The organism is Bradyrhizobium sp., from assembly GCF_019242285.1.
Classification (GTDB): Bacteria; Pseudomonadota; Alphaproteobacteria; order Rhizobiales; family Xanthobacteraceae; genus Bradyrhizobium.
Map to the genome: position 1 here is coordinate 1 of NZ_JAFAVV010000517.1, position 15,545 is coordinate 15,545.

A 15,545-nucleotide genomic window follows, 5' to 3' on the forward strand; every position below is an offset into this window, starting at 1 on the left:
CCGGGCTTTCCCTATCCGGAGGACTGGCCGCTCCATCCCTCGAAGGATCAGTTCGCCGACTGGCTCGACGCCTATCAGTCCGTGATGAACCTGGACGTCTGGACCGGGACCGAATGCATGGCGGCGGAATTCGACGATGCGCGGAACATGTGGCGGCTGCAGGTCAGCCGCGGCGGCCGCATGATCGAGCTCAACCCCCGGCAGCTCGTCGTCGCGACTGGAATATTCGGGGCCGCGAAAATTCCCGACGTCGCCGGCAAGGAGCGGTTCGCCGGTGTGCAGCAGCATGCGGGCTGGTACCGGGGCGGGCGCCATCATGCCGGACGCCGATGCGTCGTGGTGGGCTCGGGAACGACGGCCCACGATGTCTGCGCCGATCTCTGCGCGGCCGGCGCCGACGTGACGATGATCCAGCGCAGCCCGTAATGCGGTTGGAGGCCCTGATCGAGGGGTTTGCCCAGCTCTATGGCGACAAGGCGAAGGCGCGCGGCATAACGACCGAGCTGGCCGACCTGCTATTTGCCTCGACCCCCATGCGCGTCCTGGTGCGGATGCACCAGGGAATCGTCGCGCAGGTGAAGCAGCGCGATGCCGAGTTCTATCGCGGGCTGGAGCGAGCCGGCTTCAGGCTGACGTTCGGCGAGGACGAGGGCGGCGTGTTTCCTCAGATCCTGCGCGACCCCGGCGGCTACTATATCGACGTCGGGGCCTCCGAGCTGATCATCAACGGCCGCATCAAGCTCAGGAGCGGCGTCGGCGTCGCCGCGATCAATGAGAAGGGTCTCGTGCTCAGCGACGGAAGCGAGCAGCCCGCCGACGTGATCTTCTACGCAACGGGTTATGAGCTCAGTCCGCCCGCCCCGTTCCTGCATGAGGGCATCCGGCGCAAGGTCGGGCGGCTGTGGGGGCTCGGCTCCGGCCTTCGCAACGATCCCGGTCCCTGGGAGGGCGAACTCCGCAACATCTGGAAGCCCACCCGGCAGGCCGGATTGTGGTTCCACAGCGGCGGCCTCGGCATGTCGCGCATCTATTCGCGTTTCCTGGCACTTCAGATCAAGGCGCGCCAGATGGGCATTCCCACGCCGGTCTATCAGGGTGCGGCGGTCCCCGACAGGCAGGACGCGAGACGTGAGCCGGCCTATGCGGATATGACAGGCTCCTGAGCCCGGCACCGAGCAACACACGGCTAACCCGCCCCGCGCGCCCTTTCCACGACTTCATTGACCGTGAGAGGGTTCGCGGGGTGCCACGTCAGGCAGATCGGTGGGCGCTGCTGTCGGCTGGAGATCAAAGATCAGGAGCTTTCTTGGGTAGGAACCCCCCTACCCGTCCGATAACCAGAAATTGCATTCAATTTCAAATTGAATGCCCAACTGTTTTTGAATACCGTCAAGGCGTCCCGACAGTGGGATTTTGGGGTTAGGGGATCAGTGATGTCCGAGGTCATCTCTTTCGGAAATATTGTGAATTCGCTGCTTGCGGTGCGTGACGACTATCATCAGCACCTGAAGACCGTTCCGCAATACGATGCGTTCCTGCTGGTCGAGAGCTCGACGGAGCGGGTCGCCAACACCCTCGAGGGGATCGCGCGTTCGGACGCACCCTCCATGGCCGGGGAAGTCATCGAGGCCTTGGAGACGGCAAAGACCAAATTTCGGCAGCACCTGACCAGCGTGCCGGAATATCGCGCCCTGCTCGCGATCGACAAATTGATCAGCGACATTTCGATGGACCTCGGTGTTCAGCCGGCGAGCCAGGCGATCCTACCGGCCGAGACACAGCCGACCGCATCGGACGCGGTCGTTGTCTCGCCCGAGCCGGTTCCGGCCGAGACGATCGCGACGGAGGCTGTTGAAATGACCGTCGCGGCTGAACAGGCCGTCGTCGTTGAAGCAACCGCCGCGCCGGCCGCAGCGGAAACCGCCGCGCCGATCCCGCAGGAAACGACGCTCGTTCACGAAGCAATGTTTGCCGAGGAGGTCGCGGCATCTGCTCAGGCCCAGCCCGTCCCGGAGGTCTCGTCCGCGGATGCCATCTCGCAGGTTCAGATGGCTCTCCGTTCCGCCGAGGTCTGGGGCGAGACCGCGCCTGTCGCGGAGGCTGAAAATGCCGCGGGCCTGGCTGCCGAGCCGATCGCGCCGACCGGGGCGGCGGGGCCTTCTGCGGCAGAACCGTCGCCGATCGAACAGCAGGCCGTCGGGCAGGAAACCGAAAAAGCCGCATAGACGTTTGCTCCCAACAAATCGAGAATGCCGCGTTCGCTCTTGACGCGGCGTTCCCTGTTGCGCGGATTTCGCGACATCGTCAGCGGTCTTAAGACTCCATTAACGCTGAATGGCGACCAATGCCCCAGGGCAATGGGAACCTAATCGATGATCGAAGATGCCGTCGCGCGAATCCAGGCCATCGAGCAGGCCTCGACGGAGAAGACCTCGACGCAATTGCAGGCGCGGCTGACCATTCGTGGGTGCCTCAAGGAACTGCGCGTCATCTCCGGCGGGCTCGAGCCGGCAGGTGTGACGGTCGACGGCAACGGCGCCGCAATCCCTGAAAATCGTGAACCGAAAAACTAGCTTCCCAAGCCATCCGCGTACGCCCGCCATCCCTTCGCGCGCAGCTCGCAGGCCGGGCATTCGCCGCAGCCGAATCCCCAGTCGTGGCGCGCGCCGCGTTCGCCGAGATAGCAGGTGTGGGATTGGTCGCGGATCAGATCGACCAGCCCCGCCCCACCCAGCGCGTCCGCGAGCTTCCATGTCGCGGCCTTGTCGAGCCACATCAGCGGGGTGTGCAGCGCGAACGATTTTGCCATGCCGAGATTGAGCGCGACGTTGAGCGCGCGAATGGTCTCGTCGCGGCAATCCGGATAGCCGGAATAGTCTGTCTCGCACATGCCGCCGACGATGTGGGCGATGCCGCGCCGATAGGCCAGTGCCGCGGCGAAGGTCAGGAACACGAGGTTGCGGCCCGGCACGAACGTATTGGGCAGGCCGCCCGCGCCCATGGCGATCGCGACGGCGCGGGTCAACGCGGTGTCGGAGATGTCCGACAGCGTCGGGACTTTCAGCGTATGACCGTCGCCGAGTCTCGCCGCCCAGTCGGCGCGCAGCGCGCGGATGCCGGCGAGAAGGTCCGCGCGGCAGTCGAGCTCGATCGCATGACGCTGGCCATAGTCGAAGCCGACGGTCTCAACGCGCGCGAAGCGATCCAGCGCCCAAGCGAGGCAGGTGGTGGAATCCTGCCCACCCGAGAACAGCACCAGTGCGGTCTGACCTTTGATTTCCTTTTCCATGGCGTGGCATTAGCACTCATGCCGGGCGCATGCCAACCGGTGGACATAAGCGGACTTTGACTGGGATCGCCGTGACGGCTACGGCATAATCTGCCGAAGTCTCCAACGCCTGCGGTTAAGTCCATGACCCCTTCCCGCGACATCTCCCGCCTGATCGAGATCATGGCACGGCTGCGCACCCCCGTGACCGGCTGCCCCTGGGATCTCGAGCAGAGTTTTGCGACGATTGCGCCCTACACCATCGAGGAAGCCTATGAGGTGGCGGACGCGATCGCGCGCGGCGACTTCGATGACCTCCGCGAGGAACTCGGCGACCTGCTCCTGCAGGTCGTCTACCATGCGCAGCTTGCGGAGGAGGAGAACGCCTTCGCCTTCGGCGACGTGGTCGAGGCCATCACCCGCAAGATGATCCGCCGGCATCCGCATGTCTTTGCCGACCAGAACGGCAAGCTCGCGCCGGCCGGCGTCAAGAGCGCCTGGGAGCGCATCAAGGCCGAAGAGAAGGCCGAGCGTGCCGCGCGCCGGCCTCGGCAGACCGAGTTGCAGTCTTCGGTGCTCGCCGGCGTCAAGTCCGGCCAGCCGGCGCTGACGCAGGCGATGGAGCTGCAACGCAAGGCCGCCGGCGTCGGCTTCGACTGGAACGATCCACGCGCGGTGCTGCAGAAGATTCGCGAGGAGGCCGACGAGATCGAGGCCGCGCTCGACCATTCCGATCCGCAGACGATCGCCGAGGAGACCGGCGACCTGCTGTTCGCGCTGGTCAATCTCGCTCGCCACGTCGGCGCCGATCCGGAGATGGCGCTGCGGATCACCAATGCCAAGTTCGAGCGCCGCTTTGCCTATATCGAGCGCGCGCTCGCGAGCCAGGGACGAGCCCTTCCCGGCGCGTCGCTCGACGAGATGGACGAGCTGTGGAACGAGGCGAAGGAAGAGGAGAACTCGGGGGAGTCCCGGCCTTGAGCCGGGATCCCTCTATCGTGGTCAAGGCAACCGCCGATCACTCGAGCTCGACCGGCTGGTATTTTCCGGTCTCCTGGAGCGCGAGTCCCCATACCTTGTGCGATGCCTGATGCTCACCACGATTGAAGTTGAGTGACGTGCCGAGACCGAGATCGAGATTGCTGGTGTTCTCCAGAATATCGACGAGCTTTTCGGTATCGACCTCCGCACCGCATCGCCTGATCGCGTCGATCAGGATCGTTGCGGCAACGAAACCCTCCAGCGAGATGTCTTCGGGTTTTTCGGCTGGGAAGTATTTCTCCAGCGCGGTCTTGTACCCGAGGACGAGGCTCGAATAGCCGGATATCGGGGGCACCGTCTGCGTCACGATGACGCCCGTCGCAAAACGCGGCCCGAGCAGATTCAATTCCTCGGCAAGGTCGCTGACGCCCACGACCGACACGTCGGTGTAGATCATTCCGGGAAACAGGTCGCGGGTCTTTTCGATGAACCTTGCGGCCGCCCTGGGCGTCGCGGTCATGACCACCGCCCGGATCGGCACCTTTTGCAGCCTGAGCCGATTGACCGCATCGTCAACGTCGATGCTGTTGCGGGCGTAGCCGACGCGCAGGATGTTGCCGTCGTTGAGGCCGAGTGCGCGAAACGTCTTCGTCACCCCGGCAAAACCGGAATCGCCAAAGGCGTCGTTCTGCGCGAACACGGCGATCTGTTCCGGCCGGAATTTGCGGATCTTGAGCAGATAGCGTACGGCTGCTCCGGTCTCTTCGGTATAGCTCGGCCGGTAGTTGAAGACGTAGCGATCCGGCGGATCGTGGCGGACGATGCCGCCGCCGGTGAACGGCGCGAAGAACAGCGCCTTCCGCTCGAGCGCGAAGGGAATCGCGACCGCAGCGTTCGGCGTACCCAGGTTGCCGATGAAGCCGAACACCTGATCGTTGTCCCAGAGCTTGCTCATGGCCTCCAGCGTTCGCGACGTCTCATAGCCGTCGTCGGCCGCGATCAGCTTGAGCATTCGGCCGTTCACGCCGCCGGCATCATTGGCCTGGGCGAAGGCGATATCGATTCCGAGCTTCATGTGACGGCCGGCTTCCTTGGGAGCCCCGGAAAATGGCAATACGATCCCAAAGCGGATTTCGCGGTCGGTAACGCCGCGCGCATTGGTCGGCAGAAGCTGCTGCGCCGGCGTCGTCGTGGCATTCGCGGCCGAAGGCGTGATGGCGTTGGCGAGCCGCTGCTCGGGCGATGGAGATGCGCCGACCGACTGCTCGAGATCGGAGAACTGGCGGTCGGCCGTCTTGCAGTCCGTCCGTCCATTCGTTACCGCGCTGCGGCCTTCGGCGACGTAGCGATCGAACGCGCGCGCAACGTCGGCCTGCTCGGCTTCATCGGTTGACGCTTCCCCGATTGCCGTCCGGAACTTGTCGATGATCACCTGCACGCGTGCTCCGGCAACGTTCCGACAGGCAAGCGCCGAACCGACGATCGGGCCCACCCGGCCTGCAAGGTCCTGCGCGATAGCCAGGTTGTCGCGGGGATCTGCACTGGCGGCGCCGGCGAACAGCACTGCTATCGAGAACACGGCCTGGCGCCATTTCAGGTACCGCCTCAGTGCTTGGCTCGGTTCGAATTCCGGCTTAGACATCGCGCTATTCCTCCCGGCACTGGCTCGTTTCGGCTCTCCTGGCTGTCTGAATTTCGGATCGGACTTCTGCGCCCACGACGCGAATGCCGGTGGCCGGTCCGATTTTTGCGAAGACTGTCAATCGGGTCGTCCAGCGGTCCTCGTCGGACGCCGGGCGGCCGTTTCTTCGAAGCAGCAGCATCGCTGTGGTGCGACACCGACGTCCTGATCACGAAGAACGGGACGTGAATTGCGTTGAATTTTTGTCAGTCGGTGTTTTTTCGCCAGACCCGCCGACGATTGCGGAGCATCATCGGCCGCGCCGGTATTGTCTTGCCGGAGTTGATCGGCAATTCGACCCGAGCGCTATCGCGTGCTATGGCACCGTGCAATGGAGCACGGACTTGGGCGTCACGGCACGGCTGCTACTTGGAGTGCTGGCTGATCGACAGGACATACGCCGTCGCTTGCCAGATTTCCTCGTCGCTGAGCACCTCCCGCCACGCCGGCATGCGCAGCCCGCTCTTCTCCCGGCCGTCGGCGATCGATTGGAAAACGCCTTTGGCCTCGAGCGAGCGTCGGGCGAGATTGATGCCGCCCGTGCCGTCCACGCCATGACAATGGGCGCACTGCTTGGCCAGAAACAAGTCATGGCCTGCCGCAATCACCGTGGGATCCCTGAGGTTCGGAACGTTCTCCTCTGAATGGGCCGCCTCGCCAATGAGGATTGCCGCAATCGCCGCCGTCACAAGCCCACGTGTCATTCCAGATACCTCGACATTGAACCAGCGAAAGGCGGCGGGGATACCGCCGCCCTCGTTGCTCGCCTCGCCTACTTCACGACCTTGAAGGCGATCAGGGTCGAAGCTGCCGGGACTTTTTCCAACTGGGGAAACAACGGCGGAAGCAGGATCGCCGCGTAGGACCCCCAGCCGCTCGGCACCAGGATGTATTGCTCGCCATCGACCGCGTAGCTGATGATGCCAGAGCGCATTCCGGAGCCTGTGTTGAAGCTCCACAGCACCTTTCCGGTGTCCGCGTCGAAGGCCCGCAGCATGCCCAGCGGATCGCCGTTGAAAACCAGGCCGCCGCCCGTGGTCAGCGAGCTGGCGAAGCCCGGGACGTCCATCTCATACGTCCATTTGCGCTCGCCCGTGAACGGATCGCGCGCGTCGAGCCGGCCCGGTTTTCGCCCATCCGGCGCCAGCACCAACCGTCCGAAATCGTTGGAGCCGGTATGGCCGGTTCCGTAGTCCTTCGGGTCGTCCTTCTGGGCAACGGGTTTGAGGTAACCGCAGAAATCCAGCACGTTGTTGTACCAGAGTCCGCTCTTCGGGTTGTAGGCGCCGGCATTCCAGCTACGTCCGCCGAAGGTGGAGGGGCAGATCAAGGTCTCCTGGTTCACCGGCAACTCGACGCGGCCGATCAACTCGCCGGTCTTCCTGTCGATGTCCTTGACGAAGTTCTTGACGTCGCTGACCGGCCAGATGTTCTCGATCTTGCCGTCATTCTTGTCGAGGACGAAGACATAGCCGCTCTTGTTCATGTGGACGATCAGGTCCTTGCCATCCTTCTTGAACAACATGACCTCATAGGGCGAATCGTAGTCCCAGACGTCCTGCTTGATCTCCTGCCGGTACCATTTCAGTTGTCCGGTCTTGGCATCGAGTGCGACGATGGAGTCGGTGTAGAGGTTGTCGCCGGCGCGCTCCGAATCGATGAAATCCTTCCCCGGATTGCCGGTACCGTAATAGACCGTGCCGGTGTCCGCGTCGTAGGTGCCGGGCATCCAGGCGCCGCCGCCGCCGTATTTGCCGCTCTCGCCCGGCCAGCTCTTCGGGTCGTCCTTGATGGTGTTGAACTCCCAGAGCTTCTTGCCGGTCTTGGCATCGACCCCGAAGATTTTCCCTTGGGTTGCCAGTTCGCCGGCGGTCGAGCCGAAGGTCAGCACGTCGCCGGCAACGACCGGGGGCGAGGTGAAATTGCAGCCATGGCAGTTCGCGAAGTCGGTGAGCTGGGTCTCCCACACCTGCTTGCCGGTCTTTTGATCGAGACCGATGCCACGCCCGTCAACCGTTCCGATGAAGACCATGCCGTGGCCCACCGCGACGCCCCGGCTATAGGGCGCGAACAGCACCTTCTTGGTGAGCGGATCGAGCCGCGGCTCGTAATTCCAGAGCTCGCGCCCGGTCTTGCCGTCCAGCGCCGCCACCCGATCGCCGGACGTGATCGAATAGATCACGCCGTCGATGGCCAAGGGTGTTTCCTGAATCCCCATCGTGATATCGCCGCCATGGGCGATCCAGGCCACCGCCAGCTTGCCGACATTGTCCTTGTTGATCTGGTCGAGCGGACTGTAGCGCCACGCATTGCTGGTCCGATGATATTGCGGCCAGTTGTTGGGATCTTCCGCGCCGGGGTCCGCCGCGCGCGCAACGGTCGCCGTGCCGAGCAGGCAAGCGATGCTGACGGTTGCCACCCAAGTCATTCTACCCATGGTCATTCCTCCCTTAGATCATTTGTGTTTTTCTCCTACGCCATTGCGTCGATTCCTCTCCGGGTCGAGGCAAAGCGCAGCCGCTTCTGATGCCGGCGATGTGGAACGTTATGGTGCGGTGCAAGCCGGCGGTTGCAGGGCCGGCAAAGGCGAGGACGATCGAAAACAAGGCCGGCCTGCCCCAAGCGCCGGCCGATGTCGACTTCGCCAATGTCGTCTTCGTCAATCGTCACGCGCGGTTCGTGGCGATTCTGCGCACGAGCCGCAAACGTCGGCACGAACGCCACCGCGGAACGTGCTGGACGCGTTCCCTCGCGGCGTTGCCCCCTGAGCCCGCAGTTGGAAGTCATTCGTAACTCCCATTGCGACGGTGATTGAAAGATTGCGTCCCGAGGCGCGCGATGTCAATCGCCGCGCCATTTGCAGAATGAGGCCACCGCAATATTCCGGCGGCCTGCAACCTTCGATCGCAAGGAAAGCGAGTTTTGCTCGTCCGCCTGTTGGCCGGTGGACAGGTGGGCCTGAGCTCCTCGCCGGGTGATCGATGAAGTCACGTGTCGACGATCGCGGCGCATCAAGTGATGACCTGCCGCGTCGCGTCGGCGCTTTTCGCGATCGGCTCCGTTATTTCAGGGAACTGTTGATCGAGCTGAACAACGTGTTGAGTGTGGTGCCGAGACCGTTCACGGCGGCGATGATGGCAAGCGAGATGCCCGCCGCGATCAATGCGTATTCGATCGCCGTAGCGCCGGTCTCGTCGTGCCAAAATCCACGAAATAACGCCGTCATGGCCCCGCTCCAATCCGTCCTGGAAAAAAGGACTGCGTCGTCGCCTACGCGAGCAACCAATAATCCCCAAAGTCTAAAATCATATAAATGGGGAACCCGGCGAATTGAATTTTCCTCTTCGCAACCTCGTGGAGGATCTCCGCGCCCCGTTCCGCGGCGAGATTCACGAGCCCGCTCTGGGACTTGCTCGCGCAGACGAAGCGGTCAGGCCACTCGCGGCACGGCATCGAAGCGCGACACCACGATGTCGCGCTTGCTGGCGTCGACCCGGACCGTCATGTCGAAGCGACCGTCGTGCAGCTTCTTGTCGAGCACTTCGGCATTGCGATGCAGCCAAGAGATGCCGGCGCCGTCGGCGGCGTCGACCGAGAGATCGAGCGTGGTGCTGGCCGCCGCGAGCCGCACTTCGATCGCCGCAAGCAACGCGCCGATCCCCTCACCGGTCTCTGCGGACACCAGGAAGCACGGACGCTCCGCCGGGCGGCGCGCGGCGGTGTTTTGCAGGTGCTCGCGCTCCTCCGGGCTGAAACGATCGATCTTGTTCCAGACTTCGAGGATCCGTCCGCCCACATCCGGATCGATGCCGAGCTGGCGCAACACCGCGTCGACGTCGCGCTCCTGCGCCTCGGCATCCTCATGCGATATGTCACGGACGTGCAGGATCAGGTCGGCCTCCAACACTTCCTCCAGCGTGGCGCGGAACGCGGCCACGAGCTGGGTCGGCAGGTTGGAGATGAAGCCGACGGTGTCGGAGAGCATCGCCTTGCCGCCATGCGGCAGATCGAGTGAGCGCAAGGTCGGATCGAGGGTTGCGAACAGCATGTCGGCGGCCTGCACCTGTCCACGCGTCAGGCGGTTGAACAGGGTCGACTTGCCGGCATTGGTATAGCCGACCAGCGCCACCACGCGGTAGGGCACCCGCTGGCGCCCGGCGCGATGCAGCCGGCGCGTCGCCTGCACCTTCTTCAACTCGTTCTGCAACCGCGTGATGCGCTCGCCGATCAGGCGGCGGTCGGCCTCGATCTGGGTTTCGCCGGGGCCGCCCATGAAGCCGAAGCCGCCGCGCTGGCGCTCCAGATGGGTCCACGACCGTACCAGCCGGCTGCGCTGATAGTTCAGATGCGCGAGTTCGACCTGCAGCGCGCCTTCCTTCGTCTTGGCGCGGCGGCCGAAGATTTCCAGGATCAGCCCGGTCCGATCGAGCACCTTGGTGTTCCAGGCCTTCTCCAGATTGCGCTGCTGGATCGGCGACAGCGCGCAATCCATCACCACGAGCTCGATGTCATGGCCGGCGATGAGGCCGGTGATCTCCTCGACCTTGCCCTTGCCGAGATAGGTAGCCGGGCGAATCTGGCTGATCGGCGCGATCAGCGCCTCGGCGACGGAAAGATCGATGGCGCGCGCCAGCCCTGTGGCCTCGTCCAGCCGCGCCTCGAAATCCCGCAGCGCATGCTCCTCCGTCTGCGCCTCGGCGTTGCCACGGCGCATCCGCAGGTACGGACCGATGACGACCACCCGTCCGCTCGCTCGCCCCTCCGCCGACCGCGGTCGGTCAGCGCCCCCTTCCCTGCCTCGGGGTTCCAATCAAATGACTCTCAAGCCGGAGCATCCTCGCCGCCCTCGAACAACTGGATCGGAGCGCCGGGCATGATGGTCGAAATCGCATGCTTATAGACGAGCTGCGAGTGGCCGTCGCGCCGCAGGAGCAGGCAGAAATTATCGAACCAGGTGACAATTCCCTGCAGCTTTACTCCATTGACCAGAAAGATCGTCAGGGGCGTTTTGGTTTTTCGAACGTGATTAAGGAAGGTGTCCTGTAAGTTCTGTGCGCGGTCTGCCGCCATTTTTCTTGTCTCGCCGTTTTACTGCTTGTTCTTATTGAACCGGTTGCGACCCTCTTGTGGAGCTTCCCCCGGTTGCCGGCATCCCCATGAGTTCCCCCTCGAAGGGACGCAGCCGCGCAATTAGAGGGCAGGCGTCGTTATTAGGCAAGCCGCTTGGTCACACCAAGCCAAGCGATTTTTCCGTAAAATTACGGGGAATCGCGGGAATATCCCAAGCAAATATAAGAATACCCACGTCCAGCGGCCCTGGGCCTGATGAGATTTGATTGATTCGACCGTCGTGGGAAGGCGCGATTCAGCCGACTCCCAAGGCCTTGAGCTTGCGATGCAATGCCGAGCGTTCCATCCCGACGAATTCAGCGGTGCGGGAGATGTTCCCGGAAAACCGGCTGATCTGCGCGATCAGATAATCGCGCTCGAATACCTCCCGCGCCTCTCGCAGCGGCAGCCCCATGATGTGCTCCCCATTGTTGCTGGTCGGCATCGCCGGCACCATCGAGCCCACGTCCGGCGGCAGCATGTCGGCGGTAATGATCACCTCAGGTCCCCCGCCCGCCAGAATCATGACGCGCTCGACATTGTTGCGGAGCTGGCGGACGTTGCCCGGCCAGACATGCGATTGCAGCACCGCCATCGCGTCCTGGCCGATCTGGCGTTTCGGCAGCCCGGTCGTGCTGGATATCTGGTCCATGAAATAGTCGATCAGCTCCGGAATGTCCTCGCGCCGCTCGGAAAGGGGTGGAACCCGGATCGGCACCACCGATAGCCGGTGGTAGAGGTCCTCGCGGAAATGGCCTGCCGCGATCTCCTCCTCCAGGTTGCGCGCGGTCGAGGAGATGATTCGGACATCGACATGGACTTTCGTGGTGCCGCCCTGGCGCTGGAAGGTCTGGTCGACCAGCACGCGCAGGATCTTGTTCTGCGTCTCGCGCGGCATGTCGGCGATCTCGTCGACGAACAGCGTGCCACCATGGGCTTCCTCGAGCGCCCCGGTCTTGCGCTGCTGCTCGCCGTTCGACTGCTCCACGCCGAACAGCTCGACCTCCATCCGCTCCGGAGTTATTGCCGCCGCGTTGATGACGACGAACGGCCCCTCATTGCGGGTCGAGGCGGCATGCAGCGTGCGCGCCACCAGCTCCTTGCCCGCTCCCGAGGGCCCGACGATCAGGATGCGGCTGTTGGCCTTGGCGGCACGCTCGATGGTCTGGCGCAATTGGTTCATCGCCGGCGAGCGGCCGGTCAGCGTGCTTGCGGTCGGCGCGAGCTGCTTCAATTCCCGCACCTCGCGCTTCAGCCGCGATGTCTCAAGCGCTCGCGTCGCCACAAGAATCAAGCGGTCCGACTTGAACGGCTTCTCGATGAAGTCATAGGCGCCGCGCTTGATCGCAGCGACCGCTGTTTCGATGTTGCCGTGGCCGGAGATCATCACGACCGGCAGATCGGGATGATCCTTCTTGATCTGCTCCAGGAGCTGCAGACCATCAAGCTTGGAGCCCTGCAGCCAGATGTCGAGGAACACCAGATTGGGCCGCCGGTTCACGATCTCCGCCAGCGCTGAATCACTGTCGCGCGCGGTGCGGGTCGAGAAGCCCTCGTCGTCCAGGATGCCGGCAACCAGCTCACGAATATCGGCCTCGTCATCGACAATCAGAATGTCGCTTGCCATGGATTCACACCTGTCTTGTCAACTGCCTGTTGCGGCTTTGGTTTTTGTCTCAGTGTTGGTCGCGTGGGCGGCGCTGTCGGTTTCGTCCGCCGGCATATTTGTCGGATCATTCGTCGCGCCTTGAGCTGCGGCGGCCCCGTTCTTGACCTCGATCTTCGAGGGGCTGCGGCCGGTGACCGCAAAGCGCAGGCGCATCCAGGCGCCACGTTGGCCGGGGCGGAAATCCGAGGCGTCCTTCAACTCGATGCGGCCGCCATGATCCTCGAGCACGCGGCCGACGATCGCAAGGCCAAGCCCGGTCCCCTTCTCGCGCGTCGTCACATAGGGTTCGAGCAACCGCGCGCGCGCCACCTTGGGCAGGCCGATGCCGTTGTCGATGACGTCGATGATGACATCCTCGCCCTCGCGCCCGGCGACGACGTCGATGCGCCCCTTGCCGAGCTCATCGGTCGGCACGGCTTCGATCGCCTCGGTGGCGTTCTTGATGATGTTGGTGAGCGCCTGCGAGATCAGCCGGCGGTCGAACTGCGCGCGCAGCGGATCCTCCTTCAGATCAACCTCGATGTCGAGATCGGGATGCGCGACCTTCATCAGGAACACCGCCTGCCGCACCGTATCGGCGACGTCCTCGCCTTCGATCACGGGCTTCGGCATCCGAGCGAAGCGCGAGAACTCGTCGACCATGCGTCTGATGTCGTCGACCTGCCGCACGATCGTCTCGGTGCATTGTTCGAATACCGCCTTGTCCTCGGTGATGACTCGGCCGAATTTGCGGCGAATCCGCTCGGCCGACAGCTGGATCGGCGTCAGCGGATTCTTGATCTCGTGTGCGATGCGGCGCGCGACGTCGCCCCAGGCCGAGGTCCGCTGCGCCGAGACGAGCTCGGTGATGTCGTCGAGGGTGATGATGTAGCTGTCGCGCGGTTGGCTGCTCTTCTCGGCGCTGACGCGCACCGACAGATTGCGCTCCTGACCGTCGCGCAGGATGGTGATCTGGCCCTGCACCAGGCGTTGCGTGCCCTCTCGCACGGTCTTCATCATGTCGTCGAGCTCGGGCAATACGTCGGAGAGCGGATGATCCAGCGTCTCCGATTCCGCGTGGCCGATCAGCTTCTCCGCCGAGCGGTTGAGGATGCCGACGCTGCCGGAGGCATCGACGCCGATGATGCCGGCGCTGGCCGACGACAGCACCGCCTCAATGAAACGCCGGCGGCTGTCGATCAGATCAGAGGCGTTGACCAGTTCGTCGCGCTGGGTGCGAAGATCCTTCGTCATCCTGTTGAAGGTCTCGCCGAGCTGTGCGAGATCGCCTTCGGATTTGTGGACCGGCACCTGGACGTGCAGGTTGCCGGTCGAGACCGTGCCCGCAGCGCTCATCAGGCGGCGGATCGGCGCCACCAGCCAGTTGGCGAAATTCAGGCCGATCAGCACCGAGGCCATCAGGATGGTCAGAGCGATCACCGCGAACATCAACGCGAACGCGACCTGGATGCCGAGACGGCTCGCCTCGAGTTGGGCATATTCGGCGGCGCTGGTCTGAGTCTGCTTGAGCTGGGCGACGATGTTCGGATCGAGCAGACGCGCCACGTAGAGGAAAGTGTCGTCGACGCCGCGCAAGCGGACCACCGACGCGACGTAGTTTTCAGGAAAGACCGAGATCTCGGGATCGGTCTCATTGACCTTACCGAGCAGATCCGGCGGCGGCGGCGCGTAGTTCAGGTGAATGCCGGTGTCCGCGCTCTCCAGGATGGCGCCATTCTTGTCCATCAGCACCGCGACCGGAAGGTTGCGCGAGACCGCCTCCGATGTCAGCAGTTCGTGGAACGACAGTCGATCCTGGCTGTAGAGCGGACTCGCCCAGGCCCGCGACACATCGGCGGCCATGCCCAGGATGTCTCCGCGAATGAGCTGAGCATGCTCGTTCATGTAGGCGCGCGCGATGGTTACCGAGTTCTGAATCGCCTCACGTGTCGGTCCTGAGAACAGCCGATCGAGGCCGCGCTCCAGCGTCACGTTGGCGACGATCGAGACCACCACTGCCGGCAGCACCGCGATCACCGAAAACAGGCTGACGATCTGCACATGCAGCCGCGCCGCGGCGCGGCCTCTCCGCCGCGCCAGCACCATCTGCCAGACTTCGCGCAGGATGATGCCGACCAGGAGTAGAATGGTTCCGACGTTGATCAGGTAGAACGACTGCACGACCTCGGGGGTCGGCGCGATCGGCGTCAGCCCGGTCAACACCATGAAGGTCAGACAGGCGGATAGCAGTGCAATGCCGACGGCGAACGGCGCCAACCATTTCAGGGCTGATGCCTTCGGCTCGGAAGCGGAAGCGTCAAACGGTGCGGCCGAGGTCTCTGCGCTGGTCATTCCGGCAAGTGATGCTGAGAGGTCATCGAGGCCCCGCAAATCAGCGCGGGAACACCTGATGCATTCATATCACAATGTTGCCGAATTGAGACAAATCCGCGGCGCATTTTGCGACCAGAGAGCGCACCCGGTAATAGAGTACGACTGTAAAATGCTACCGGCGCAGTATCATTCCAAGTCGGCAGCGATTGCGCATCGAACTCAAACGACCGCCGGCAAATGGTTGATGGGCGGGGCTTTCAGCTCGACGCTTGTGACGACCGAAGAGCAGAGCCTACCCCCCGCTGCGATAGACCTGAATATCCAGATCGCGAATCTTCTTGCGCAAGGTGTTGCGATTGAGCCCGAGCAGATCGGCAGCGCGAATCTGGTTGCCGCGCGTGGCCGCCAGTGCGGCGGTCAGCAGCGGAACCTCGATCTCCTTGAGAATGCGGTGATAGAGGCCCGGCGGCGGCACGCCGTTCGGAAAGCCCGAGAAATGCGAGGACAGATAGGCTTCGACGGCG

General features: G+C 63.5%; 15 protein-coding genes. 5 read left to right on the forward strand and 10 right to left on the reverse strand.

The annotated features are described in order from the left end of the window. The 4 genes from JOY90_RS20440 to JOY90_RS20455 form a co-directional block, all read left to right on the forward strand. Positions 1-426, forward strand: a 426-nt coding sequence (locus tag JOY90_RS20440; RefSeq protein WP_291692916.1) for an NAD(P)-binding domain-containing protein, incomplete at its 5' end; no start/stop codon positions are given. Next, positions 426-1,163, forward strand: a complete 738-nt coding sequence (locus tag JOY90_RS20445; RefSeq protein WP_291692917.1) for a hypothetical protein — start codon at positions 426-428, stop codon at positions 1,161-1,163. The genes JOY90_RS20440 and JOY90_RS20445, both read left to right, overlap by 1 nt. Before the next feature lie 270 nt (positions 1,164-1,433). Beyond that, positions 1,434-2,225: a hypothetical protein gene (locus JOY90_RS20450; RefSeq protein ID WP_291692918.1), complete on the forward strand. Its 792-nt coding sequence runs from the start codon at positions 1,434-1,436 to the stop codon at positions 2,223-2,225. 147 nt (positions 2,226-2,372) lie between these two features. Continuing rightward, positions 2,373-2,573, forward strand: coding sequence for a hypothetical protein (locus JOY90_RS20455; protein WP_291692919.1), 201 nt, complete (start codon positions 2,373-2,375; stop codon positions 2,571-2,573). Here the strand turns inward: JOY90_RS20455 and queC are convergent. Further along, a complete protein-coding gene (gene queC / locus JOY90_RS20460) occupies positions 2,570-3,289 on the reverse strand; it encodes a 7-cyano-7-deazaguanine synthase QueC (protein WP_291692920.1) in 720 nt (239 codons plus the stop codon). The genes JOY90_RS20455 and queC overlap by 4 nt on opposite strands. A 123-nt stretch (positions 3,290-3,412) precedes the next feature. On the opposite strand from queC, the gene mazG reads away from it, so the two are divergent. Next, a complete protein-coding gene (gene mazG, locus JOY90_RS20465; protein ID WP_291692921.1) occupies positions 3,413-4,249 on the forward strand; it encodes a nucleoside triphosphate pyrophosphohydrolase in 837 nt (278 codons plus the stop codon). Between the two features lie 37 nt (positions 4,250-4,286). On the opposite strand, the gene JOY90_RS20470 is transcribed toward mazG, so the two are convergent. The 9 genes from JOY90_RS20470 to JOY90_RS20510 all read right to left on the reverse strand — a co-directional run. After that, entirely contained in the window at positions 4,287-5,891 is a 1,605-nt protein-coding gene (locus JOY90_RS20470; RefSeq protein WP_291692922.1) for an ABC transporter substrate-binding protein, read from the reverse strand. Positions 5,892-6,295: 404 nt separating this feature from the next. Beyond that, the gene (locus JOY90_RS20475) at positions 6,296-6,619 is read right to left on the reverse strand and encodes a cytochrome c (protein ID WP_291692923.1); all 324 of its coding nucleotides are present in this window, start codon (positions 6,617-6,619) and stop codon (positions 6,296-6,298) included. An 83-nt stretch (positions 6,620-6,702) separates the two neighbouring features. Beyond that, positions 6,703-8,367, reverse strand: a complete 1,665-nt coding sequence (locus tag JOY90_RS20480; RefSeq protein WP_291692924.1) for a PQQ-binding-like beta-propeller repeat protein — start codon at positions 8,365-8,367, stop codon at positions 6,703-6,705. Positions 8,368-8,991: 624 nt separating this feature from the next. Next, positions 8,992-9,156: a Flp family type IVb pilin gene (locus JOY90_RS20485; RefSeq protein ID WP_291692925.1), complete on the reverse strand. Its 165-nt coding sequence runs from the start codon at positions 9,154-9,156 to the stop codon at positions 8,992-8,994. A gap of 204 nt (positions 9,157-9,360) precedes the next feature. Then, positions 9,361-10,740, reverse strand: a complete 1,380-nt coding sequence (hflX, locus tag JOY90_RS20490) for a GTPase HflX (RefSeq protein ID WP_291692926.1) — start codon at positions 10,738-10,740, stop codon at positions 9,361-9,363. 11 nt (positions 10,741-10,751) lie between these two features. Then, a complete protein-coding gene (hfq, locus tag JOY90_RS20495) occupies positions 10,752-11,000 on the reverse strand; it encodes an RNA chaperone Hfq (RefSeq protein WP_006020546.1) in 249 nt (82 codons plus the stop codon). Between the two features lie 295 nt (positions 11,001-11,295). Further along, entirely contained in the window at positions 11,296-12,666 is a 1,371-nt protein-coding gene (locus tag JOY90_RS20500) for a sigma-54 dependent transcriptional regulator (RefSeq protein ID WP_291692927.1), read from the reverse strand. An 18-nt stretch (positions 12,667-12,684) separates the two neighbouring features. Next, on the reverse strand, positions 12,685-15,039 hold the full coding sequence (locus tag JOY90_RS20505) for a PAS domain-containing sensor histidine kinase (RefSeq protein ID WP_291692928.1): 2,355 nt from the start codon (positions 15,037-15,039) through the stop codon (positions 12,685-12,687). A 274-nt stretch (positions 15,040-15,313) separates the two neighbouring features. Then, positions 15,314-15,545 (reverse strand): helix-turn-helix domain-containing protein (locus tag JOY90_RS20510; protein ID WP_291692929.1); only part of this gene is annotated, 232 nt, incomplete at its 5' end.